At 56.3% G+C, this 22830-nt stretch carries 24 protein-coding genes and 1 tRNA gene; 14 read left to right on the top strand and 11 right to left on the bottom strand.

Features of this window, described 5'->3' with window-relative positions; genetic code table 11:
- Positions 1-1008 precede the first annotated feature (1008 nt).
- The 5 genes from phbB to glnS all read left to right on the top strand — a co-directional run bounded on the left by phbB (position 1009) and on the right by glnS (position 7157).
- Positions 1009-1755, top strand: coding sequence for an acetoacetyl-CoA reductase (gene phbB / locus BFR47_RS02830; RefSeq protein WP_071471673.1), 747 nt, complete (start codon positions 1009-1011; stop codon positions 1753-1755).
- 44 nt (positions 1756-1799) lie between these two features.
- On the top strand, positions 1800-3008 hold the full coding sequence (locus tag BFR47_RS02835) for an acetyl-CoA C-acetyltransferase (protein ID WP_071471674.1): 1209 nt from the start codon (positions 1800-1802) through the stop codon (positions 3006-3008).
- Positions 3009-3047: 39 nt separating this feature from the next.
- Complete coding sequence (locus BFR47_RS02840; RefSeq protein ID WP_071471675.1) at positions 3048-3383, top strand: phasin family protein; 336 nt, start codon at positions 3048-3050, stop codon at positions 3381-3383.
- Between the two features lie 109 nt (positions 3384-3492).
- Positions 3493-5277 (top strand): class I poly(R)-hydroxyalkanoic acid synthase, encoded by a 1785-nt coding sequence (gene phaC, locus BFR47_RS02845; RefSeq protein WP_071471676.1) that lies wholly within the window; start codon positions 3493-3495, stop codon positions 5275-5277.
- A 218-nt stretch (positions 5278-5495) separates the two neighbouring features.
- The gene (glnS, locus tag BFR47_RS02850) at positions 5496-7157 is read left to right on the top strand and encodes a glutamine--tRNA ligase (protein WP_071471677.1); all 1662 of its coding nucleotides are present in this window, start codon (positions 5496-5498) and stop codon (positions 7155-7157) included.
- A 71-nt stretch (positions 7158-7228) separates the two neighbouring features.
- On the opposite strand, the gene fur is transcribed toward glnS, so the two are convergent.
- Positions 7229-7663, bottom strand: a complete 435-nt coding sequence (fur, locus tag BFR47_RS02855; protein ID WP_071471743.1) for a ferric iron uptake transcriptional regulator — start codon at positions 7661-7663, stop codon at positions 7229-7231.
- 174 nt (positions 7664-7837) lie between these two features.
- Here fur and BFR47_RS17365 point away from each other — a divergent pair, with 174 nt between their 5' ends.
- Positions 7838-8305, top strand: a complete 468-nt coding sequence (locus tag BFR47_RS17365; RefSeq protein ID WP_083398982.1) for a DUF4442 domain-containing protein — start codon at positions 7838-7840, stop codon at positions 8303-8305.
- A gap of 131 nt (positions 8306-8436) precedes the next feature.
- Complete coding sequence (locus tag BFR47_RS02865) at positions 8437-8679, top strand: LPP leucine zipper domain-containing protein (protein WP_071471679.1); 243 nt, start codon at positions 8437-8439, stop codon at positions 8677-8679.
- A gap of 69 nt (positions 8680-8748) precedes the next feature.
- Here the strand turns inward: BFR47_RS02865 and BFR47_RS02870 are convergent, their stop codons facing one another.
- The 5 genes from BFR47_RS02870 to BFR47_RS02890 all read right to left on the bottom strand — a co-directional run bounded on the left by BFR47_RS02870 (position 8749) and on the right by BFR47_RS02890 (position 11669).
- The gene (locus tag BFR47_RS02870; RefSeq protein WP_071471680.1) at positions 8749-9654 is read right to left on the bottom strand and encodes a L,D-transpeptidase family protein; all 906 of its coding nucleotides are present in this window, start codon (positions 9652-9654) and stop codon (positions 8749-8751) included.
- A gap of 107 nt (positions 9655-9761) precedes the next feature.
- On the bottom strand, positions 9762-10289 hold the full coding sequence (fldA, locus tag BFR47_RS02875; RefSeq protein WP_071471681.1) for a flavodoxin FldA: 528 nt from the start codon (positions 10287-10289) through the stop codon (positions 9762-9764).
- Between the two features lie 46 nt (positions 10290-10335).
- Entirely contained in the window at positions 10336-10620 is a 285-nt protein-coding gene (ybfE, locus tag BFR47_RS02880; protein ID WP_071471682.1) for a LexA regulated protein, read from the bottom strand.
- A 3-nt stretch (positions 10621-10623) separates the two neighbouring features.
- Positions 10624-10845, bottom strand: a complete 222-nt coding sequence (locus BFR47_RS02885; protein ID WP_071471744.1) for a DUF2788 domain-containing protein — start codon at positions 10843-10845, stop codon at positions 10624-10626.
- A gap of 56 nt (positions 10846-10901) precedes the next feature.
- Positions 10902-11669, bottom strand: coding sequence for an alpha/beta fold hydrolase (locus BFR47_RS02890; protein ID WP_071471683.1), 768 nt, complete (start codon positions 11667-11669; stop codon positions 10902-10904).
- Positions 11670-11802: 133 nt separating this feature from the next.
- On the opposite strand from BFR47_RS02890, the gene seqA reads away from it, so the two are divergent.
- From seqA to BFR47_RS02910, 4 genes are all read left to right on the top strand, one after another.
- Complete coding sequence (gene seqA, locus BFR47_RS02895; protein WP_071471745.1) at positions 11803-12306, top strand: replication initiation negative regulator SeqA; 504 nt, start codon at positions 11803-11805, stop codon at positions 12304-12306.
- Between the two features lie 22 nt (positions 12307-12328).
- Positions 12329-13969: a phosphoglucomutase (alpha-D-glucose-1,6-bisphosphate-dependent) gene (gene pgm / locus BFR47_RS02900; protein ID WP_071471684.1), complete on the top strand. Its 1641-nt coding sequence runs from the start codon at positions 12329-12331 to the stop codon at positions 13967-13969.
- Between the two features lie 326 nt (positions 13970-14295).
- Positions 14296-15321, top strand: coding sequence for a succinylglutamate desuccinylase (astE, locus tag BFR47_RS02905; RefSeq protein ID WP_071471685.1), 1026 nt, complete (start codon positions 14296-14298; stop codon positions 15319-15321).
- Between the two features lie 196 nt (positions 15322-15517).
- Complete coding sequence (locus BFR47_RS02910; protein ID WP_071471686.1) at positions 15518-16381, top strand: hypothetical protein; 864 nt, start codon at positions 15518-15520, stop codon at positions 16379-16381.
- 51 nt (positions 16382-16432) lie between these two features.
- Here BFR47_RS02910 and BFR47_RS02915 read toward each other — a convergent pair whose 3' ends face one another.
- On the bottom strand, positions 16433-16969 hold the full coding sequence (locus BFR47_RS02915; RefSeq protein WP_071471687.1) for an HPP family protein: 537 nt from the start codon (positions 16967-16969) through the stop codon (positions 16433-16435).
- A 132-nt stretch (positions 16970-17101) separates the two neighbouring features.
- Between BFR47_RS02915 and BFR47_RS02920 the strand changes: the two genes are divergently transcribed.
- Together BFR47_RS02920 and BFR47_RS02925 are read left to right on the top strand one after the other, a co-directional pair.
- Positions 17102-17311 (top strand): hypothetical protein, encoded by a 210-nt coding sequence (locus tag BFR47_RS02920; protein WP_071471688.1) that lies wholly within the window; start codon positions 17102-17104, stop codon positions 17309-17311.
- Between the two features lie 51 nt (positions 17312-17362).
- Positions 17363-17453: transfer RNA gene (locus BFR47_RS02925), tRNA-Ser, on the top strand.
- 59 nt (positions 17454-17512) lie between these two features.
- Here the strand turns inward: BFR47_RS02925 and BFR47_RS02930 are convergent.
- The 4 genes from BFR47_RS02930 to BFR47_RS02945 form a co-directional block, all read right to left on the bottom strand.
- Entirely contained in the window at positions 17513-18496 is a 984-nt protein-coding gene (locus BFR47_RS02930; protein WP_071471689.1) for a TAXI family TRAP transporter solute-binding subunit, read from the bottom strand.
- A 174-nt stretch (positions 18497-18670) separates the two neighbouring features.
- Complete coding sequence (locus tag BFR47_RS02935; RefSeq protein ID WP_071471690.1) at positions 18671-19807, bottom strand: MalY/PatB family protein; 1137 nt, start codon at positions 19805-19807, stop codon at positions 18671-18673.
- A 61-nt stretch (positions 19808-19868) separates the two neighbouring features.
- Entirely contained in the window at positions 19869-20768 is a 900-nt protein-coding gene (locus BFR47_RS02940; protein ID WP_071471691.1) for a LysR family transcriptional regulator, read from the bottom strand.
- A gap of 102 nt (positions 20769-20870) precedes the next feature.
- A complete protein-coding gene (locus tag BFR47_RS02945; protein ID WP_071471692.1) occupies positions 20871-21638 on the bottom strand; it encodes a YciK family oxidoreductase in 768 nt (255 codons plus the stop codon).
- A 162-nt stretch (positions 21639-21800) separates the two neighbouring features.
- Between BFR47_RS02945 and sohB the strand changes: the two genes are divergently transcribed.
- On the top strand, positions 21801-22820 hold the full coding sequence (sohB, locus tag BFR47_RS02950) for a protease SohB (protein WP_071471746.1): 1020 nt from the start codon (positions 21801-21803) through the stop codon (positions 22818-22820).
- Positions 22821-22830: the final 10 nt, after the last annotated feature.

Genomic DNA, 22830 nt, shown 5'->3' on the forward strand with positions numbered 1-22830 from the left:
ACCAGCGACATACGGATTAACAGTCCGCCGTTCTACCGACTGAACTAAGGGGGAAGAGGCATTGCTTGAATGCGAGGCGCATGTTAATGGCTGCCCCTGAGGCTGTCAACACTCAAAGCGACTTTCCCAGTGAAATCAGCCTGTTTGGCCTAAGAGTATGCAGAAACGGGTGAATTCTGCATCACCTGCTCGTTCACGGGGAATCGAATGACACTTTTTTACCCGAAGTCGAATCTCGGCACGTGGTGTCACGAAGAAAACGAGAAGAAGGGATCTCGTTCCCGTTGTGGTGGCCGAGTTCGGCAACCGTCTGTCTGCACATCCGGTTTGTCTCCGGGCCTTTCTCTGGCATGCCCCGATTCGCCGCCTGTCTCGGTCGGGGCCACTGGGGGCAGGGCGCACTCCGGTGGCCGTTCGACGAACACAAACGTCTTTCATCTATATGTCATCCTTTATATGTCATCCTTCGCTTATGATTCTTTCTACCGTTATTGATCGCAGCGTAATGAAGGACACCCATTATGAAGCACTATGTATATACAATTACCCAATGGTGGAGCAACTGCTCTATTGGTGTAAATTGTGTTTACCTGGTGCATATTATTCCGATAAAAACGCCGTGAAATCCACGGGGCGGTTTTTGGCTTTTTTCAAGGAGGCCGTGCCAAGCAGGAGCAGCATGTACCATCGGTAGAGTTTTATTTCTAGGTGGTGGTTTTTTTATCTGTTTTAGGTTTTTTTGTGGTTTTTTGTGTCGGGTTTTCATTCTTTGGTAGTGGCTATATTTTTTTTGTATTTTTAGTGGAAAATTAAAACAAGTTAATTTATTTGTCATAAAAATAAGCCTATAGTGATTCTCATGTTTTCCGTTTTAGCCGATGATCGGGAAAGTAGAGTGTCTTTGACGGGATATTAATTTCATGTAGAGCAATGAAGTTATTTGCTGTTTAGGCCTGGCGTACGCCGGGTCTTCAATGGCAGGAAAATAAAAAACAAAGGAGTGATTCGATGGCGGATAAAAAAATTGCACTGGTTACCGGGGCCGCAGGTGGTATCGGTACCGAAGTGTGTCGTTTGTTCTTGAATAATGGATACAAGGTAGTCGCAACACACCGGCCTGGCAAAGAGCAACAGGCGGCCAGCTGGTTGCGGGAAGAAAATCTGGATGGTGCCGATATTCAGCTGCTGGCACTGGATGTCAGTGATCACAAGGCGGTTTCCGAAGTGCTGGCCGAGGCGCTGCGCGAGCTGGGCAGCATCGACGTGCTGGTGAATAACGCCGGTATTACCCGTGACGCCACTTTCAAGAAAATGTCCTGGGAGCAGTGGCAGCAAGTCATGGATACCAACCTCAACAGTCTGTTTAGCGTGACTCAGCCCATCTTTAATAAGATGTGCGAGCAAGGCAGCGGCCGTATTATTAATATTTCTTCGGTTAACGGGCTGAAGGGGCAATACGGTCAGGTAAACTATTCGGCTGCTAAGGCCGGTATGATTGGTTTTACCAAGGCGCTGGCTGCAGAAGGTGCTCGTTTTGGTGTTTGTGTTAACGCCGTGGCTCCTGGTTATACCGCCACTCCCATGGTGACCGCCATTCGAGAAGACGTACTGGATTCCATTAAAGCGACCATCCCCATGAAACGGCTGGCGACCACCGAAGAAGTGGCGGGTGCTGTTTTATATCTGGCGGGCGAGCATGGCGGCTATGTGACGGGAGAAACCTTGTCGGTCAACGGCGGCCTGTACATGCAATAAATACAAGACTCAATAATTTGTCATCTATAGAGTGAATATAATTTATGTCTGAATCTGTATACATTGTTGCGGCAAAGCGTACGCCTATTGGCAGTTTCTGTGGCGCACTGAAAACGGTTCCTGCGGCCGAACTGGCCGGTATTGCCATTAAGGGTGCACTGGCCCAGGCGGGACTGGCGGCCGAGCATGTGAATGAAGTGATTGTCGGCAACGTGATCAGCGCCGGCCAGGGGATGGGCATTGGCCGTCAGGCGGCCCTGGCTGCCGGTATTCCGGTGGGTGTTCCGGCGTACAGCCTGAACATGGTCTGCGGCAGCGGCATGAAGACGCTGATGGATGCCTGTGCCCACATCAAGGCCGGCGATGCCGAAGTGGTGGTGGCCGCCGGTTGCGAAAACATGTCACAAATTCCTTTCGTGGTGAAAGGGGATCTGCGTAACGGTCACAAAATGGGTGACATGGCGCTGAGCGATCTGCTGATCAACGATGGTCTGACTGACGTCTTCAACAAGTATCACATGGGTGTGACCGCCGAAAATGTGGTGGCCCAGGAAAACATCAGCCGCGAGCAGCAGGATGATCTGGCCGCAGCCAGCCAGGCCAAGGCCGTGGCGGCGATTGAAGCCGGTCACTTCAAGGCCGAAATCACGCCGGTAGAGGTGAAAACCCGCAAGGAAACCCTGACCGTCGATACCGACGAGTATCCCAAGGCCGGCACCACTGCCGAGAAACTGGCTGGCTTGCGCCCTGCCTTCAAGTCCGATGGTTCCGTCACTGCCGGCAACGCTTCCGGCATCAACGACGGCGGCAGCGCCATCATCGTGGCCAGCAAGTCGGCTGTCGAAAAGTATGGCCTGACGCCGCTGGCGGAAGTGGTCAGCTACGGTCAGGGCGGCGTTAACCCCGAAATCATGGGGTTGGGCCCGGTACCGGCCATCGAGCAGGCGTTGACCCGTGCCGGTCTCAGCCTGGCACAGATGGAGCGACTGGAATTGAACGAGGCCTTTGCTGGTCAGGCACTGGGTGTGGTCAGACAATTGTCCGGCCAGCATGACGTCGCCGAACAGGCATTGCTGGATAAAACCAATATCAACGGCGGCGCCATCGCCCTGGGTCACCCCCTGGGTGCCTCCGGCAACCGTATTCTGGTGACCCTGCTGTATGAACTGCAACGCAGCAACAGCTCGCTGGGGCTGGCCTCACTGTGCGTGGGTGGCGGCATGGGCACGGCAGTCGTGCTGAAACGAGTGTAATGAATCTAGTAATTAACGGCTTTTATTAAGGAACAGGCTATGTACACGGATATCTTCAAGAACTTTAGCGAGCAAACTGAAAAAACATTCGGTCCCATGATGAAATATAATCAGCTGGTGGCCGACAACTTCACTGCACTGACCAATCTGCAACTGGACGCGGCGCGTCAGTATGCGGACATCGGTCTGGCGCAACTGCAGGCTGGCAGTCAGGTGAAAGATGTACAGAGTCTGGTGAGCAGTGGCGCCAAGCAACTGGAAACCATGACCCGTGTCAGCCAGCAGATGATGGAAGACGGCAAGAAGCTGGCCGATCTGGCGCAGGAATTCAAGTCCGGTCTCGAAGCCCTGGCTGCAGATGCACAGAAAAAATAAGGTCTGTTAAGGGTTAACCCTTCAGCTACCGCATATTGCAGGGAAGGGGCTTGGCGGCTCCTTCCCGTTGTCGTTGCTGTTGGGGCACAAACTCTATCAGGGAGGGACAATGCAGCAAGATATGTTTAACGGTACCGACCCCATGCATCAGTTTTTCCAGTGGAATGAAACCATGTGGTCAGAGATGCAACGGTCCAGACTGGGGGACAACCCGGTCAGCCAGGCGTTGTCAGACGTCAACGCCGAGGATCTGAAAGTCTTTTACCAGGCGGTATCAACCAATCCGATGCGGCTGCTCGATATGCAGATGCAATGGTGGCAAGGGCAACTGGCCATCTGTCAGAACAGCATGATAAAAACCCTGGATAACAGCACCGAAAGTCTGGTGGCTGATCCTCCCGGTGATCGTCGCTTCAAACATCAATCATGGAAAGACGATCCTCATTTTGATTTTATGCGGCAGTCTTATCTGCACTTCGCCAAATCGCTGGCCGATATGCTGGAGGTGATAGAGGGGGTGCCCGAGTCGGTTCGCCAACGGTTGAGTTTTACCTTTCGCCAGACCATCAATGCACTTGCACCGACGAATTTCATCTGGAGTAACCCCGAGCTATTGCAACGGACCCTGCAAGAAAAGGGAGCCAATCTGGTCAAGGGTGTCGAACTGTTTCAGGAAGACCTGGCTGCCAGTGCCGATCTGCTGAAAATCCGCATGACCCGTCAGGCAGCCTTTACCCTGGGTAAGGACCTGGCCACGACGCCGGGTGAAGTGGTATTCAGAAACGATATTTTCGAGCTGATCCAGTATACGGCCAGCACCGAAACCGTGCATCAGACGCCCTTGCTGGTGATCCCGCCCTTCATCAACAAGTTCTATATTCTGGATCTGAAAGAACAGAATTCGCTGGTGAGCTGGTTGCGTGATCAAGGACACACCGTCTTTATCATGTCCTGGCGGAACCCGAGTAAAGCGCAGGCCAGTACCGGTTTTCAGGATCTGATCCACTCCGGTACCATGGAGGCCATTCGCGTCATCGAGCAAATCACCGCCGAGAAAGAAGTTAACGCCATCGGCTACTGTATCGGTGGTACCCTGCTGGCTTCTACCATGGCCTTGTACGCCGCACGGCGTATGAAGCCACGAGTCAAGAGTGCGACCTTTCTGACGACCCTGCTGGATTTTACCCAGCCCGGCGAAGTGGGGGTCTTTATCAACGATCCCGTGGTCAGTGCCATCGAGCAGATGAGCGAGGCCCAGGGGTTCTTCGATGGTCGACAGATGGCGGTGACCTTCAGCCTGCTGCGAGAGAACAGCCTGTACTGGAACTATTACATCGATAATTACCTCAAGGGCGAGGAACCATCCGATTTCGATATTCTGTACTGGAATAGCGACAGCACCAATCTGAGTGCCACCTGTGCCAGCTTCCTGCTGCGCGAGTTGTATCTCAATAATCGCCTGAGCCAGCCCGGTCAGGTCAAGGTAGGCAATTTCGGCATCGATCTGGGCAAGGTCAAGACGCCAAGCTACTTCCTGTCCACCAAGGAAGACCATATCGCCCTGTGGGATGCGACCTTCAGCGGCTCTCGTCTGCTTGGGGCGGATACCACTCTGGTACTGGGTGAATCCGGTCATGTGGCCGGTGTGGTCAATCCACCGCACAAGAACAAGTACGGTTACTGGCTGAGTGATGCGGACTATGATAACGCCGAGCAGTGGCTGGCTTCGGCCAAGCGCGAAGCGGGTTCCTGGTGGACCCACTGGCAACAATGGGTCAGTCCTTATCTTGGTGACAAAACGGTTCCGGCCCGCGCCCCGGGCAGCGATGCATTCCCGAGCCTGATGCCGGCCCCGGGTCAGTACGTGCAGCAAACGCTGCCGGTCGAGGAATAAGACGGCAGGCCGCGTCCGGGGACAACGCCTTCGGTGATACCTTACCGACGGGATGGGCGCGAGCTCATCCCGTTGTGCGTTAAACTACCTGCTATCTCGGCGGCCACCGGCTTTTTGGGTGGCAAAACCGCTTATTCCTGTTCTGGCTATTGAGCAGCGGGCGGAGATCATGGATCATGGCTGTTTGATTATGCCATCCCCACACTCGAGGTGTATGAATGAGTCAGGCGGACCATCGTCCCAGCAATTTTATTCGCCAAATCATCGATGAAGATTTGGCCAGTGGCAAACATCGGTCGGTACAGACCCGTTTTCCTCCGGAACCCAACGGTTATTTGCATATCGGTCATGCCAAGTCCATCTGTCTGAATTTCGGTATCGCACAGGATTACCAGGGGCAGTGCAACCTGCGCTTCGATGACACCAACCCGGAAAAAGAAAGCGTCGAATACGTTGAGTCTATCCAGCGTGATGTGCGTTGGCTTGGATTTGAATGGAGTGGCGATATCCGCTATTCCTCCAACTATTTCGATCAGTTGTACGGCTATGCCGTCGAGTTGATCGAAAAAGGCCTGGCTTATGTCGACGAACTGACCCCGGAGCAGATACGGGAGTATCGTGGTACCCTGACATCGCCGGGCCGCCGCAGCCCCTACCGGGACCGCTCGATAGAAGAAAACCTGAGCCTGTTTACCCGTATGCGTAACGGCGAATTTGCGGAAGGCACGGCCTGTCTGCGGGCGAAGATCGACATGGCGTCTCCCTTCATGGTGCTGCGTGATCCCGTGTTGTACCGGGTGCGTTTTGTGCATCACCATCAGACCGGGGACAAGTGGTGCATCTATCCGATGTATGACTTCACCCACTGCATTTCGGATGCCATCGAAGGCATCAGTCACTCGCTGTGTACTCTGGAGTTTCAGGATAACCGCCGCCTGTACGACTGGGTGCTGGACAACATCAGCATCGACTGTCATCCGCGTCAGTACGAGTTTTCCCGACTCAACCTGGAGTACACGGTGATGTCCAAGCGCAAGCTGAATCAGCTGGTGACCGAGGGTCATGTCGAGGGCTGGGATGATCCGCGCATGCCGACCATCTCCGGTTTGCGTCGTCGTGGCTATACCCCGGCCTCGATCCGCGAGTTCTGCCTGCGCATCGGTGTAACCAAGCAGGATAACACCGTGGAAATGGGCATGCTGGAAGCCTGTATCCGCGATGATCTGAACGAGAATGCACCGCGAGCCATGGCAGTACTGCGGCCGGTACGGGTGGTGATTGAAAATCTGGCGGCAGAGCATGAAGAAATTCTGACTGCCCCCAATCATCCCAGCAAACCGGAAATGGGTTCTCGCGAGCTGCCCTTTACCCGCGAAATCTATATCGACGAAGCGGATTTCCGGGAAGAAGCCAACAAGAAGTACAAACGACTGGTGCTGGGCAAGGAAGTCCGTTTGCGTAACGCCTATGTGATCAAGGCCGAGCGAGTGGAAAAGGACGATGAAGGTAATATCGTCACTGTCTTCTGCAGCTACGATCCCGATACCCTGGGCAAGGATCCGGCCGACGGTCGCAAGGTCAAGGGCGTGATCCACTGGGTGTCCGCCCAGTACGGTGTGCCTGCCGAGGTGCGTCTTTACGATCGGCTGTTCAGTGTACCCAACCCGGGCGCGGCCGAATCCTTTGAGCAGGCATTGAACCCGGCCTCGCTGCAGGTGCTCGGTGGTGCCGTGGTCGAGCCGTCATTGCTTAAGGCTACGTCGGAGCATGCGTTCCAGTTTGAGCGGGAAGGTTACTTCTGCCGGGACAGCAAGGAAGAAGGCATGGTGTTTAACCTGACGGTGGCACTGCGTGATTCCTGGGGCAAGGAAGAGGGTTAATCCCCTTTCCATGGCCCACAAAAAAGCCGCAGTCATACTGCGGCTTTTTTAATGCTGGCTGGTGCCCGGGCTTAGTCTTCGTCGTTATGATGACACTGATCGTTGTTGCAGTGGCCATATAAATACAGGCTGTGGTTGGTCAGCTTTATATTGTAGTGGGCGGCGATGTCCCGCTGACGCTGTTCGATCATTTCATCGTGAAACTCGATCACCTTGCCACAATCGAGGCACACCAGATGATCATGATGTTCCTGAGTCGCCAGTTCAAATACGGATTTTCCGCCTTCAAAGTGGTGGCGGGCGACAATACCGGCATCATCGAACTGGTTCAGCACTCGATAAACCGTGGCCAGACCAATCTCTTCACCCTGTTCGATCAGTAGCTTATACAGATCTTCCGCACTGACATGCTGGGTTTCGGGTTGCTGCAGCAACTCAAGGATCTTCACTCGTGGAAGCGTCACTTTGAGCCCTGCTTTTTTCAGTGCTTGATTGTTGTCAGCCATAAAAATAAAGGTTCGCATTTCGTTTGGTTATTGCTTTTATTGTGCTTGTTCCCGGCGGCAAAGGCAACCGCAATCTGGTTTTGTCCGGATACGCCATGATCTCGGCCAGGAAGTCTGCCTATTTCTGTTCATCTTTGTTAGTATCCGGCCATACACACTGGTCGGATGAGCGTGATGAGGCTGATATTTTCCCGTCCCCGGTTACTGAAAACACTCCTTAACTGCTGGCCGCCCTTTTGGGGCGCCGGTATCCGCATCGAACAGCTCAGCAGTGATTACAGTTACTGCCGGGTAGGGCTGGCACTGCGTTGGTGGAATAAAAATGCCAACGGTAGCCAATATGGCGGTAGCCTGTTTTCGATGACCGATCCTGTCTTTTCGATACTGCTGATGGCGCGACTGGGGCCTGACTACCATGTGTGGGACAGGGCCGGCAGCATTACCTTTCTCAAACCCGGCAGAGTTCGGGTCTATGCTGATGTTCATTTGAGTCGAGAGCGGCTGGATGACATACTCGTGGCGACGGAGGGCGGTGATAAATATTTCCCGCATTTCCGACTCAATATCCTTGATGAGCAGGGGAATTTGGTCGCCGAAGTCGAGCGCACCGTCTATGTGCGCAAAAAACAAACAAATGAATGACATATCAGGGCCTTAAGCAAATTTTCCTACTGTCATGAGCGATAAAATAATTTGCGGTAAGCAGGGAACTTCGTCCATACTTAGCTTGCCTAAGTGGTCTTTTTGACTCCCATAGAAACAAGGAGCTAGTAATGCGTAATAAAATGATGTTGGTTGGTGGTGTTGTTGGTACTCTGCTGCTGGCAGGCTGTAGCTCTACCGATGCACTGGAAACCAAACTGGACAGCCTGGCGCAAGACGTACAAGCCGTTCAGCAAGGCCAGCAAATGAACTCTGCCAAGATCGATCGTCTGGCTGCCGACGTTGCCGAAGCTCGCGCTTCTGCCGACCGCGCCAACTCTCGTCTGGACCAGATGGGCCGTTACACCAAGTAATTTGGTGGTACGGAAAAAAAAGCCTGGCTCATGCCAGGCTTTTTTATGTCTGTCATCCGGTGAAATGACTCAGCGGAGTTGTCCCACCAGTTGTGGCATGCCTTGCTGGTTCTGGATCACCTGCTCAATCAGCTGGCGGTCGGCGCCCTGCTCCAGCAGTGGCATCAGCGCCGTCATGTCCAGCGGGCGGTTATCGGCCAGGCCTTCCGGGGTCAGCGGCTCGTGCGCTTCAACAAAGGTCTGACCGTATTGGTCGGTGCTGACCTTGAGTGCCTGGTTGACGATCTGCACCGGGGTACCGCTGTCGACCTGGGCAAACAGCCATTCCACATGCTCAGGATACATACGAATACAACCGGCACTGGCACGCAGGCCCACGTCCAGCGGATCGTTGGTACCGTGGATCAGGTATTCACCGCTGCCATAGGCCAGGCGCATGGCATATTCGCCGAGCGGATTGTCCGGGCCTGCTGGCACGACCGCGGGTAGCGGCAGCCCTTTGGCTGCATATTCGCGCCGGGTGGTGGCCGTGGGCGTCCAGGTCGGATTTTTACGCATCTGGCTGATACGCGTGATCATTTCCGGGGTCGCCCGGCCTACGCGTCCGATGCCGATGGGGAACACATAGACTTCACCATTTTGCTCGGGGTAATAGTAGAGTCTCAGTTCCGCCAGGTTGATGACGATGCCCTGGGTTTGTGCACGGGGCAGTAGCAGCTGATTGGGGATAACAACGGATTGTCCCGGTTGCAGCAGGAACAAATCCTGATCCGGGTTGGCGGCCAGCAGCAAAATCGGGCTGACGCCGTAATAACGGGCCAGACTGGCCAAGGTATCTCCTTCCTGGGCGGTGTGGAGCAAGATCTGTCCCACCGGCTGCCCTTTGTCTTCAGGCAGCGGAAGCGGTTTGATGTTGGCCTGGGCCATGGCGGCCGGCAGCAACAGTATCAACAGTAAAACACTTAACCTTTTCATAGTTGCTCTCGTGAGTTCTATCGGGTTAGCGGATGCCATCGACATGGTATCCGGACACAAAAAAGGGATGCGCCTTCCGCATCCCTGATTAGACCTGAAAAGCGGGATTAAGCTTCCAGCTCTTTCAAGCACATTTCTTCATATACCTGTTTGCACCAGTCTTTTACCCGGCTCTGGGTCAGCTCTGGCTGGCGATCTTCGTCGATGCCCAGACCGATGAAGTGTGCGTCGTCCACCAGGGCGCGAGAGGCTTCAAAGTCGTAGCCTTCGGTCGGCCAGTGACCGACGATGATGGCACCTTTGGGTTCGATGATTTCACGCAGGGTGCCCATGGCATCGAGGAAGTACTCGGCATAGTCTTCCTGATCGCCACAGCCGAACAGGGCCACCAGTTTGTCGTTGAAATCGATACTTTCCAGCTCGGGAAAGAAGTCGTCCCAGTCGGCCTGGGATTCGCCGTAGTACCAGGTGGGGATCCCGAGCAGCAATAAATCAAAACCGGCGATGTCCTCTTTGGTGCTCTTGGCAATATCGTGCACCTCGATGAGATGCTTGCCCAGCTCTTTCTGGATCATCTTTGCCACGGCTTCGGTATTGCCGGTATCACTTCCAAAAAACAGACCTACACTTGCCATAATAATGCTGTACCTGTCGAAAATGTGGGTGGTCAGGCCGCCGGACCTAATTAGGATCCTGCAGCTCAAGCTGTTGCAACAGCAGGGCCTGGATCAATTCGGCCCGGCTGAGCTGTTGCTCGGCGGCCAGTAAATTCAATCTGCTCAACAACTGCTCGTCTACTTTGAGTTCGATGCGGCGAAGGCCGCGTTCTCGATCACGCTTAAGCTGATTGCGCTTGTTGAGTTTCAGTTGGGCTTGCCGGGGCAGGGGATTGGTCTTGGGTCTGCCGCGCCGGCGCTCATCGGCGAACAAGTCCAGCGTGGTTCTGTCTGCATCTTGCTTGGCCATGAATTAACCGACACCGCCCCCTTCCCAGAGCGCTTCGATAACGCCTTTGGTGATAAAGCCGGCACAGCCCAGAAACAACACCAGCCAGACGATGTAACGACCAAATTTGGGCACATTGCCTCTTTTGAGTACATCCTGAATGGCCAGTCCGATCAACAGGAAGATGGCCACGAAAAACAGCTTGAGACCGAGGCTTTCCAGTAGCTCGATTTGTTCCAATGACATCATGTTGTCCGACCGTTGAAATTGGGCGCCACTATATCACAAAGGATTTAAGCCTGTTAACTGACCTCGGTCAGGAAATCCTGCACCAGACGGTTGAACAGCTGGGGTTTTTCCGCATGCAGCCAGTGGCCTGTACCCGGTATCACCTTGGCCCGGGCATTGGGGAACTGTCGTGCCACCTCGGGTTGATGTTCGGGTAGCAGATAGTCGGAGTCACCGCCCTTGATGAAGAGCACGGGACCCTCGTAAGGCTGGCTGACGCCGGGCCAGTTCATGATGCCTTGATAGTGGTCGAACAACACCGGCAGGTTGAAGCGCCAGGGATCGGTGCTGTTGGGGACAAAGGACTTCAGCAGGAACTGACGCACCCCGGCGATGTTCACATAGCGGCTCAGCACTTCGTCGGCGGTTTTCCGGTCCCGGCAACCGGCTGCGGCGACGGCTTTCAGTCCTTGAAAGACGCCATCGTGGCGCGCCTGGGTATAGCCGACCGGGGCGATGTCGGCGACGACCAGGCCATGGATGCTGGCGGGGGCAAGGCCGGCGGTCATCATGGCCATTTTCCCCCCCATGGAGTGGCCGATCAGCACAGGCTTGTCCAGCTGCAATTGTTCGATCAGCTGCAGGATGTCCCGGGCCATGTCGTGATAGCTCATGTGCTCACTGCGTGGTGACAGGCCATGGTTGCGCACGTCCACGGCGATCACATCGAAGTGCTCGGACAGCGGCTTGCTCAGTCCGTTCAGGTTATCCAGACTGCCGAACAGACCGTGGATCACGATCACCGGCCGACCTTGACCCTGACGGCGAAAATTCAGTTGCATGTTCATTTCCAGACGAGGAACCAGAGGCGATATTGTTGCCTGCCCATGCCACCGGTGCAACCCGCTTGGGCACATCGCCCGCTCCATGTATAATCAGGCTCCGTCATTGGGAGTGGACATGCCAGAAAACATGATGAAAACCATAGAGGTAGATGAAGATCTTTATCGTTATATTGCCAGCAATACCCGGCATATCGGTGAAAGTGCCTCGGATATTTTGCGGCGCCTGCTGAAACTGGACTCGATACAGGCGACCGATCAGGCGTCGGCGCCTGCCGTTGTGGCGGAGCCGGAGCCGGGCCGGGGTGTGGTACAGATGCTCAACGGTGACGAGCTGACGGCACAGGAGTCGGCCATCGACCGCTTTATGCATATTCTGTCGGTGCTGTATCGCGAGAACCCGGCGGCCTTTGCTCAGGCCAGCGATATCAAGGGACGCAAGCGTATTTATTTTGCCGACGACGAAGCGGCTTTGCTGGCCAGTGGCAATACCACCAAGCCGAAAGCCATCGAAGGCAGCCCCTACTGGGTCATTACCAATACCAATACCGGTCGCAAGCGCAATATCGTGGCTCAGCTGATGGCGGCCATGGGCTATTCCCACAGCCTGATCGAGCGGGTGTGTCACAGTATCTAATGCAGTAAAAAGGACGAATGTTATGAGCGCAGATCCCCGCGCCGGGATGCCGGCCAGTGCCGCCGATCTGGTCAATATTCCGCGGCTGATGGCCGCCTATTATCAACGGCAGCCCGACGTCGACCAGGCGGCGCAGCGCGTCGCCTTCGGGACCTCAGGCCATCGCGGTTGTGCCCTGGATACCAGCTTCAATGAGCGGCATATTCACGCCATCTGTCAGGCCGTTGCCGAGTATCGTCGCCAGCAGGGGCTGAGTGGTCCCTTGTTTCTGGGCATGGATACGCATGCTCTGTCGGAGGCGGCCTGGGGGTCGGCACTGGAAGTGCTGGTTGCCAACGGGGTTGACGTATGCATTCAGCCGGGGCCCGGTTATACGCCGACACCGGTGATATCTCATGCCATTCTCAACCACAACCGCGCTCATCCCGAAAGCCTGGCCGACGGCATCGTGATCACGCCATCTCATAATCCTCCCCGCGATGGGGGCATCAAATACAACGGCCCCGACGGAGGCCCTGCCTCAAGCGAGGCCACCGGATGGATCCAGGACAGAGCCAATGAACTGATCGCCACCGGCGGCGATATCCGCACCGTGCCGCTGGCCCGCGCATTGGAACAGGCGACGCCCCTTGATTACATCGGTGCCTATGTCGCCGAGTTGGGGGAGGTGGTGAACATGGCTGCCATTCGCGACGCGGGCATTCGCATCGGTATCGATCCGCTGGGCGGCGCCGGTCTGGCATACTGGCCCCATATCGCCGAGCGTTACGGCCTCGACATCACGGTGGTGAATCCGAGCCAGGAGCCGACCTTTTCCTTCATGACTCTGGATCACGACGGCCAGATCCGTATGGATTGCTCCAGCCCTTACAGCATGGCCAATCTGCTGGCGATGAAGGATGACTTCGATATCGCCTGCGGCAATGATCCCGATTACGACCGTCATGGCATTGTCGATACGGACGGCCTGATGAATCCCAACCACTATCTGGCGGTGTGCATTCATTATCTGTTTACCCATCGACCGGCGTGGCCATCCCATCTGGCGGTGGGCAAGACCCTGGTGTCTTCATCGATGATCGATCGGGTGGCAGACCAGCTGGGGCGTCCCCTGATGGAAGTCCCGGTGGGCTTCAAGTGGTACGTCAAGGATTTGATCGACGGCCGGCTGGGCTTCGTCGGTGAAGAAAGTGCCGGTGCCTCCTTCCTGCGCATGAACGGGGAGCTGTGGAGCACCGACAAAGACGGATTCATTCCTTCGTTGCTGGCGGCGGAAATCCTGGCGGTGACCGGGCTGACGCCTCATCGCTATTATCAGAAACTGGCGGCCGAGCTGGGTCAGCCGGTGTACCGCCGGGTCGATGCCCCCGCCACCCTGGCTCAGAAGCAGGTGTTGGCGAAGCTGGACGCGGCCGACATCGATGCCGATACCCTGGCCGGAGACCCGATCATCGCCCGCTTGACCCGGGCGCCGGGTAACGGAGCCGACATCGGCGGACTCAAGGTGGTAACCGAGCAGGGCTGGTTTGCGGCCCGGCCCAGCGGCACCGAACAAGTCTACAAAATCTATGCCGAAAGCTTCAGGGGAGAGGCTCATCTCGAGACCCTGATCCGGGAAGCCCAGGCGCTGGTCGGCGCCACCTTTACCAAGGCCGGCGTGTAATCCATGGCGGGCACTGCGGTGCCCGCCTGTCCTTAATCCTCGTTTCCTTCCTTTCTTCCTCCCATAGCCGGCTTTTTCGCCGGGCATGAGCTTCTTTGTGCCGATATTGTTTCTGCAGTGACAGATGCATAATCATACGGAGAAAGTGGCAATAACCGCATGAAATAGCATCATGGTCACTTGCTTTAAGCACAGCGGCCGATAGGCATCACCGGCGTTCGGCGTCCTGGGAATGCTCTGCCGGTGCCACTGCTAGACATTACTGCTGAAATCATGTTTTATCACCATGTGATATTTTGTTTTTATTGGTGTTACTGGAGGTAAATGTGAACGGAAGCCGACTCGATGATTTTTTAACCCTTAGCAGATCACATCCCTGGGAGCTTGCCCCCTTCAGTGAATCTCTACCCGATGGTGGTCAGGTTCAGGTGTGGGATACCGGGGTATTGTGTATTGAGCCAGTGGCGCCGGCAGGCAGAGACCTGGTGTTGTCCTGCGGCATACACGGTAATGAAACCGCGCCGATCGAACTGTGCGCGCGCTTGCTGAATGCCATTTTAAGCGGTCGTTTGCCTTGTCGTCAGCGGCTCCTGTTCATCTTCGGCAATCCGGCGGCGATGAATCTTGGCGCGCGCGAAGTGGAAGAAAACCTCAATCGGCTGTTTTCCGGTGCCCATGCCCGAGGCGATAAAACGAACAAAGAACGGCAACGGGCGGCCCGGCTGGAACAATATGTCGAGCGCTTCTACCGGAGCCGGGAAGGAACCGAACGGCTGCATTACGATCTGCATACCGCCATTCGGCCGTCGGCGTACGAAAAGTTCGCCATCTACCCCTTCACCCATGGTGCACCCTATAGTCGCAACCAGCTGGCCTTTCTGTGTCGTGCCGGGGTAGACACCATACTGCTGGCCCATGGTCCCACCACCACCTTCAGTTATTTCAGTGCTCATGTCTTTGGTGCCCATGCCTTCACCGTGGAGCTGGGCAAGGTCATGCCCTTTGGCCAGAACGATGCCAGCCGCTTCGCGGCCATGGAGCGTAACCTGGAGCAACTGATCGGCGAGCCGGACTGGCAACCGGCCCCCGTCGACATCAAACAGATACGGGTATTCAGGGTATGTCAGGAAATAGTCAAACAAAGTGAACAGTTCTGTTTTCATTTTTCCGAGAAAGTCGCCAACTTTCACGCCTTCCCGCCCGGGACGCTATTGGCGGAAGACGGTGAACGGCAATGGTTTGCTCATGAGCAGGAAGAGGCGGTGGTCTTCCCCAATGTCAGGGTGGCCAATCAGCAGCGGGCCGCGCTGATGGTGATGGCAACCGAGCTTCCTCCCGAAATGCTGGCTTGAACCGACGATGGGCAGTGATGAATACAAGAGCTTACGAGTAATTTGTGATTTTTATTGTGAACAATATGTAGATCTTTGGTGTTGGTTTGTGTAATTATTTTTGTGCTTTTAATGGCAGAAAAATCCACGCACCGATGTCGTTCAAATCAATAAAAATCAGGACGTCACACTTCAAGCATGTGAGGGAATCACGAATATGAAGCAACTCAGTAAGCGTATTTTTACCGTCTCTGCCCTGGCGCTGGCCGTCTCCGCCGCTCCCCAGCTCAGTGCCGCCACCTGGTCTGATACCTATGTCGGCTATCGTTACGGCTCCGAGTTCACCGAGCCGGGTAATTCCAATGATGTAGAAAAACACATCCTGCAGCTGACTCATGCCAGCGGCTATGCCTACGGGCAGAACTTCTTCAACCTGGATATTCTACAGTCCGACAATATGGACCCGGCCAATGGCGATGTGCGCGGTGAGGGTGATGGTGCAACCGAAGCCTATCTGACCTACCGTCACCAACTGCATCTGGGCAAGGTGCTGGACAAGGATCTGAGCTTCGGCCCGGTCAAGGAAGTGGCGCTGACGGCTGGCTTCGATCTGAACACCAAGAACACCACCTTCGCACCGCGCAAGCAGCTGCTGGTGGTGGGCCCGACCCTGAAGTTCGGGCTGCCCAAGGGCTTTGCCGATCTGAGCGTGCTCTACGCCTATGAACGAAATCACTGTGGTGCGGTTTTCTGCCAGGTTAATGACATCAGCTTTGATCCTTACTACATGATCAGTCTGGCGTGGGGGCTGCCCTTCCAGGCGGGGCCGGTGCCGATGAAGTTCCAGGGTTTTGCCAATTACAACGGCGCCAAGGGTGAAGATTACAGCTTTAACGACACCAAGCCGGAAGTGCTGGCCCGAGCCTCGCTGATGTTTGATGTAGGCCAGCTGGCATTCGACAAGAGTAATACGTTGTGGGCCGGAGTCGGTTACGAATACTGGGATAACAAGTTTGGCAACCACGGCAAGCCGGGTGTTGATACCCGTGCACCGACCTTCCAGATGGAGTGGCATTTCTAAGCCGGTGGCATTTTATATGAACAAAAAAGAGCGCTGGGCGCTCTTTTTTGTTCATGGTGACTTGTTAACCCGACGCTCAGTGGTGGTAGCCTTCGATGTCGGCTGGATGGCCGCTTTGGGGCCGAACGGATAACGGCGGTGGGTAAAAACATAGTGATACAGGCTGGCAAAGGCGACCATGAACAGGCTGCCTGTCAGGGTAGGCACCATGAAGTCCAGCGGTGGCAGATGGGCGCCGGACAGATAAATCAGAATCGGGTTGGCGCCCGCCGGGGGATGCAGGGTGTCGGTCAGTACCATCAGGGTGATGCCGAGACCAAAGCAGGTGGCCAGTCCCAGCATGGGATCGGGGATCAGCTCCAGGCCGAGCACGGCAATACCAGTGGTCAGCAGATGGCCCAGAATGACGTGCTTGGGGCGCGACAGCGGGGCTGAGGGTAACAGCAGCAGCAGTACCAAGGTAGCGCCCAGCGGTGCGCTCAGCACCATGAAATGGGCCCAGCTCTTCAGGTAGCTCAGTAAAATCACGGCGACAAAGGCCGCCAGGCCGGCGAGGGTGGCGTCGCGCAGTCGGTGCTTGAAGTGCATATAACCTCGAGGACAGTAAAAGACGTTGCAGTATGCGGTGTTCAGTCAGCGGGTATAAAGTGTATTCAAAATACATAAAAAAGAAAAGATACGACTGCTATTCTGAAATCATGACTTGGCACCGGAGCCGATATGAGCGAGCATGAGTCACTACGTAAGGCCCTGTCCTGGCTGCTGGAGCATGAGCAGCTGAACCCACAGTTGATCGCGGAGGCAAGCCGGCAGTTTGACCTGTCGCCGGTCGATGAGGAGTTCTTGCGTCGGTATTTTATCGATGAACATCGACAAAAGTCCGACATGAAGTCAAAAAACACCCGAAATGATGATTTAGACAGCAGTTGAATCCCGGGCTATTTACAGGCCCCATCAGTATCAGTATTATTCACGCCGTTCGGAGGGGTGGCAGAGTGGTTGAATGCACCGGTCTTGAAAACCGGCGTGGGTTTATAGCCCACCGTGGGTTCAAATCCCACCTCCTCCGCCACATTGAGAAACGCCGCCAGGTTCTGCCTGGCGGCGTTTTTTGCTTTTTGCTCCGGTACGTTATTTCAGCAAGCCCTTTTCTTGGAAGTATTGGCTTGCGCCAGGGTGCAACGGCGCAGTCAGGCCGACGCTGACCATCTGTTCTTGCTGCAGCAAACCAAACGAGGGATGCAGGCGGGTAAACTGATCGAAATGGTTGAACACTGCGCCGGTCAGGGTATGTATGACCTCATCCGGCACACTGGCGTGAGTGAGCAGATTGGCACCCACGCCAAAGGTGGGGGTTTCTTCATCGTTGCCGCTGTATTGCCCGGCAGGAATGGTGATATGGCGGTAGTAGCCGTGCTCGGCCACCAGTTTATCGATCACCGGACCGCTGACCGACACCAGCCTGGCTTCGCAGGCCATGGTGGCTTCCCGGATGGAACCGTTAGGGTGACCGACCACATAGACAAAGGCATCGATACGGTCGTCACACAACGCCTGACTGTGCTCGGCCGGAGACAGCTCGGATACCTGACTGAAGTCGTCGTAGCTCCAGCCATAGGCCTTGAGCAGGGTATCCAGGGTATCGCGCTGGCCAGAGCCGGCATTGCCGATATTGACTCTCTTGCCCTTGAGATCCTCGAAGCGGCGAATGTTGGTATTCTGCCGGGTCACGATGGTGACCGCTTCACCATGCAAAGAAAAAACGGAACGCAGATCCGAATAGGGTCCCGGTTTGGCGAAGGGACCCTCGCCATGATAGGCCTTGTACTCCAGATCCGACTGAACTATTCCCAGCTCCAGCTCGCCGCGCTGCAATGCGTTGATGTTGTCGGTCGAGCCCCCGGTACTTTCTACCGAGCAGCGTATTCCGTGTTCGGCCCGGCCCTGATTAACCAATCTGCAGATGGCTCCACCCGTTGGATAGTAAACGCCGGTCATGCCGCCGGTGCCCATGGTGATAAAGACCGGCTCGACCGCCAGCGGCGTCGACAGTACGGCAAACAGGCTGACGCCGATGGCGGTGGCAGTGCTACCGAGGACTTTCTTGATCGACATGGTTGTTTCCTTATCCTGACTGTAAACCATCGTTCAGATTTGATTTTGCTGCTAAGTGTTTAAAATATAGCAAAAAATACTTAATTAAGGGAGCGGTTCCGTGGTCGAATACGACAACGCAGACCGGGCTGGCTAGGATATGACCGGGCCGCGGTGGCGGCCCGGAGAGAAGGTTCAGCGATTGTTGATGGCGGCGATCATGCGGTGCAGGGCTTCATCCAGCATGGCTCGGGAGCAGCCGAAGTTGAGCCGGACAAAATCGCTGCCGCCGAACTGGCCACCGGGCGACAGGCCGACCCCGGCCTGCTCGAAAAAGCCGATGGCATCATCCAGTGCCAGCGCACTGATATCAATCCAGGCCAGGTAGGTGGCTTCCGGTGCCAGTACCTTGATGCCGGGCACCTGATTGAGGCGTTCCACCAGCAGATCCCGGTTCTGGCGCAGGTAGGCTATCTGGGCTTCCAGCCAGTCATCCCCGGCCCGATAGGCCGCTTCGGCGGCGACGAAGCCGAGCAGGTTGACGTCGGCCATGATGCCGCGGGCGGTACGGGTAAAGCGGGTGCGCAGCTCGGGGTTGGGGACGATGGCGAAGGAGCAGCAGAGGCCGGCGATATTGAAGGTCTTGCTGGGCGCCATCAGGATCACGCTGCGGCTGGCGGCATCGTCGTCCAGTGCGGCGTAAGGAATATGGGGCTTGCCCTCGTCGAGCAACAGATCGCAGTGAATTTCGTCCGAGCAGACAATCAGGTTATGGCGTTTGGCGATGTCGTTGATGGCGAGCAGCTCGTCACGGGTGTAGATGGTGCCCCCCGGATTATGCGGGTTGCAGAACAGCAGCAGTTCGCTGTCTTTGGCCTGTTGTTCAAGCTGCTCCAGATCCAGCAGCCAGCGACCGTCTTGCTCGACCATCTCTACATAGGCGGCCTTGCGGCCATGAAACCCCGGCGCATGCAGGAAGGGATAATAAATCGGTTTGGGGGTGATCACGGGGCTGCCTGGCTCGCTGAAGGTCTGGCAGGCCAGGTTCAGGGCGGGGACCACGCCGGGCATGTACACCAGCCAGTCGGCTTCGATCTGCCAGCCGTAGCGGTCGGCCATGCGTTGGATGATCAGCTCGGTCAGCTGCGGGCTGGGCCGACTGTAGCCGAAAATACCGTGCTCTACTCGCTCACTCAAGGCCTCGATGACCGCGGGCGGGGCCTGGAATTCGGTATCGGCCACCCACATCGGCAAAATATCGGTGCCTTCGTATTTCAGCCATTTCAAGGCGCGGGTCGGGCGGCGGTCTATCCACTGATCAAAATCAAACATTGGGGTTCCTTGTCAAATACGAGGCCATCAGCATAAGGAAGGCGATTCGGGCTGGCAAGGATCAAGAGGCGGGAAGGCTGCCTTCGTGGTCGCTGTAATGATGCCGGATCATGGTCAGCAGCAGGCTGGCAGCCGGTCCCGGCGGCGTGGCCCGGGGCAGGATCAGATGGGTAAAACGCTTGCGCAGCGCCTGATTGGCCATGGGTAGCTGGGTCAGCAAGCCGCTGTCGATCAGCGGCGCCACTACCTCCAGTGGCAGCCAGGCAAAGCCGATGCCCCGGCGCAACAGCGACAGGGTATCGTGCAGGTGGTTGATGATCCAGCGTTGCTCGGCCCGTTCCCAGCCCTCTTCCTGTTCGTTGCCATCCGCCAGAATAAGCTCCAGTTCGGGCTCAAGCTCATGGGCGGTGACCTCCTCCAGTTGAGCCAGCGGATGTTCAGGGGCACAGACCGGTACATACACGGTGGTGGCCAGCGGCAGGCTGGTGATGCCCGTAAAGGCGCGACAGGCAAAGACTAGGTCGGCGGCTTGCTTGCTGACCACCGCCTGACAACCGGTGGGCTGAGCTTCGACCAGATGGATACGACACCCCCGGGAGCGGCCGGCAAAATCGGCCAGGGCGTGATAGAGCGGTTGGCGGGGCAGGGATGCCTCCACCACGATACGCAGAATAGGCTCCCAGCCGCTGGCCAGTACATCGGCCAGTAGCTCGAGATCTTTCATGTCCTGGGTGAGCTTGCGTGAACGGCGTAAAAATACCTCGCCTTCCGGCGTCAGATAGGCCTTGCGGCCTTTGACTTCCAGCAGCGCCACCCCCAGTCCTTGCTGCAGCTTGGCCACGGCGTGATTGAGGGACGACTGGCTTTTACTGAGGGTTTCCGCCGCCTGGGCATAGCCACCACTGTCGACCACCGCCTGAAATATTCGCCATTGTTCTACCGTGCTCTTGGGGCGATACATGACTGTTGCCTCATCCTTTTGGCAATGGGGTCAAGCTGTTATGACCCCGCAGTTAACGAACCGGTAAGATTAGTTTTAGACGAAGTTAGGCCGCCTGTCAGCTTATTGGCTGGCGCGGGGACGAATTTTGTCTGGCTGGGCGGCGAGCGACTGGCCGTTGATATGCTGGCTGTCATTTCCCATCAGATACAGATACAGCGGCATGATCTCCCGGGGGGTACGCAGGGTGGCCGGATCTTCGCCGGGATAGGCCCGGGCCCGCATGTCGGTACGGGTCGCCCCCGGGTTGATGCAGTTGAACCGCACCCCGCTATCGTCGAATTCGTCGGCCAGCACTTCCATCATGCCTTCGGTGGCAAATTTGGAAATGGCGTAGCTGCCCCAGTAAGCACGTCCTTGTTTGCCGACGCCGGAGCTGGTGTAGATCACGGATGCGGCAGGGGTGGCTTTCAGTAGTGGCAACAGCGCCTGGGTCATCAGGAACTGGGACTTGAGGTTGATCTGCATCACCTTGTCCCACTCGTCCTCCCCAATCATCTCGAAGGGGCCGAGCACGCCCAGGTGACCGGCGTTGAACAGTACCCCGTCCAGGCGACCAAATTGCTGCTTGATGGTCTCGGCCATGTCCAGATAATGCTGTTTGTTGGCACCTTGCAGGTCCAGCGGGATAATGGCGGGTTCCGGGCTGCCCTGAGCCAGCAGCTCGTCGTAGACCGCTTCCAGTTTTTTCACGGTTTTGCCCAGGAGTATGATGGTGGCGCCGTGAGCACCAAAATGTAACGCCGCCTGTCGGCCAATGCCATCGCCGGCACCGGTGACCAGAATCACCTTGTCGTTGAGTAAGTCGGGGGATGCGTGATAATCGAGCATTTGCCTGTGTTCTCTCAGCAAAAATCAAAGTGGCCCGATCAAACCAGACTCTGGCCGAGGATGCCAGTGCTGAACATAAAAAGTTGGCAGCAAAAGCCCATTGGTGTTCGGTGTGATGGCTTTTACAATGGGTGTCGAATTACGCCTTAAGGAGATGTCATGCTGGAGTTTTTATACGAATACGGCCTCTTTGCCGCCAAGAGCCTGACCTGGGTACTGGCCATCGGTGCCGTGGTGGCACTGGTGGCCGGGGTGGCGACAAAACAGAAGCAGGGGAACGACCGACTGGACGTTGAGGATCTGGGGGCGGCTTTGCGCCTGCAGCAGCAACGGTTGAAGCTGGCCACGGCGGTTGGCGATGGTGAACGCAAGCAACTCAAGCAGCAATTCAAACAGCAGGCCAAGGCCGACAAGAAAGCGGTGGAAAGCGGTGCCCGGCTCTATGTGCTCGATTTCAAGGGCAGCATGGATGCCCATGAGGTGGCCGGTCTCAGCCGGGAAATCACCGGCCTGTTGCAACTGGCCCGGAAAGGCGACGAGGTCTTGCTGCGGCTGGAGTCCGGCGGTGGCGTGGTGCACGGTTATGGCCTGGGAGCCGCCGAGCTGGCTCGGCTCAAGGCGAAGGGGCTGCACCTCACGGTGGCGGTAGACAAGGTGGCGGCCAGCGGTGGCTACATGATGGCCTGCGTTGCCGAGCGGATCATCGCGGCGCCCTTTGCCATCGTCGGTTCCATCGGCGTGGTGGCGCAGTTGCCCAACTTCAATAAATTCCTCAAGAATAAGGACATCGACATCGAGTTGCATACCGCCGGTCAATACAAGCGCACCCTGACCCTGTTCGGCGAGAACGACGACGAAGGCCGCGCCAAGTTCCGCGAGGAACTGGAAGTGATCCATCATCGTTTCAAGGATTTTATTGCCGAGAACCGGCCGGCACTTGCACTGGACAAGGTAGCCACCGGTGAACACTGGCTGGCTACCGACGCCCGTGAGTTGGGCCTGGTGGACGAGCTGATGACCAGCAGCGACTACCTGCTGGCGCAAAGTGCCGACAAGCGGGTGATCCGACTGCATTATCAGCCGAAGCAGAGCCTGAAGGACAAGCTGGGCAAGGCGGTGGAAGCGGGCGTCAGCCGGGCGCTGATGAAGCTGGTGGAAGCGGGGCAACGCCCCTTCGGGTGATTAAATTCGG

Source organism: Oceanisphaera psychrotolerans (assembly GCF_001870485.1).
GTDB lineage: Bacteria > Pseudomonadota > Gammaproteobacteria > Enterobacterales > Aeromonadaceae > Oceanimonas > Oceanimonas psychrotolerans.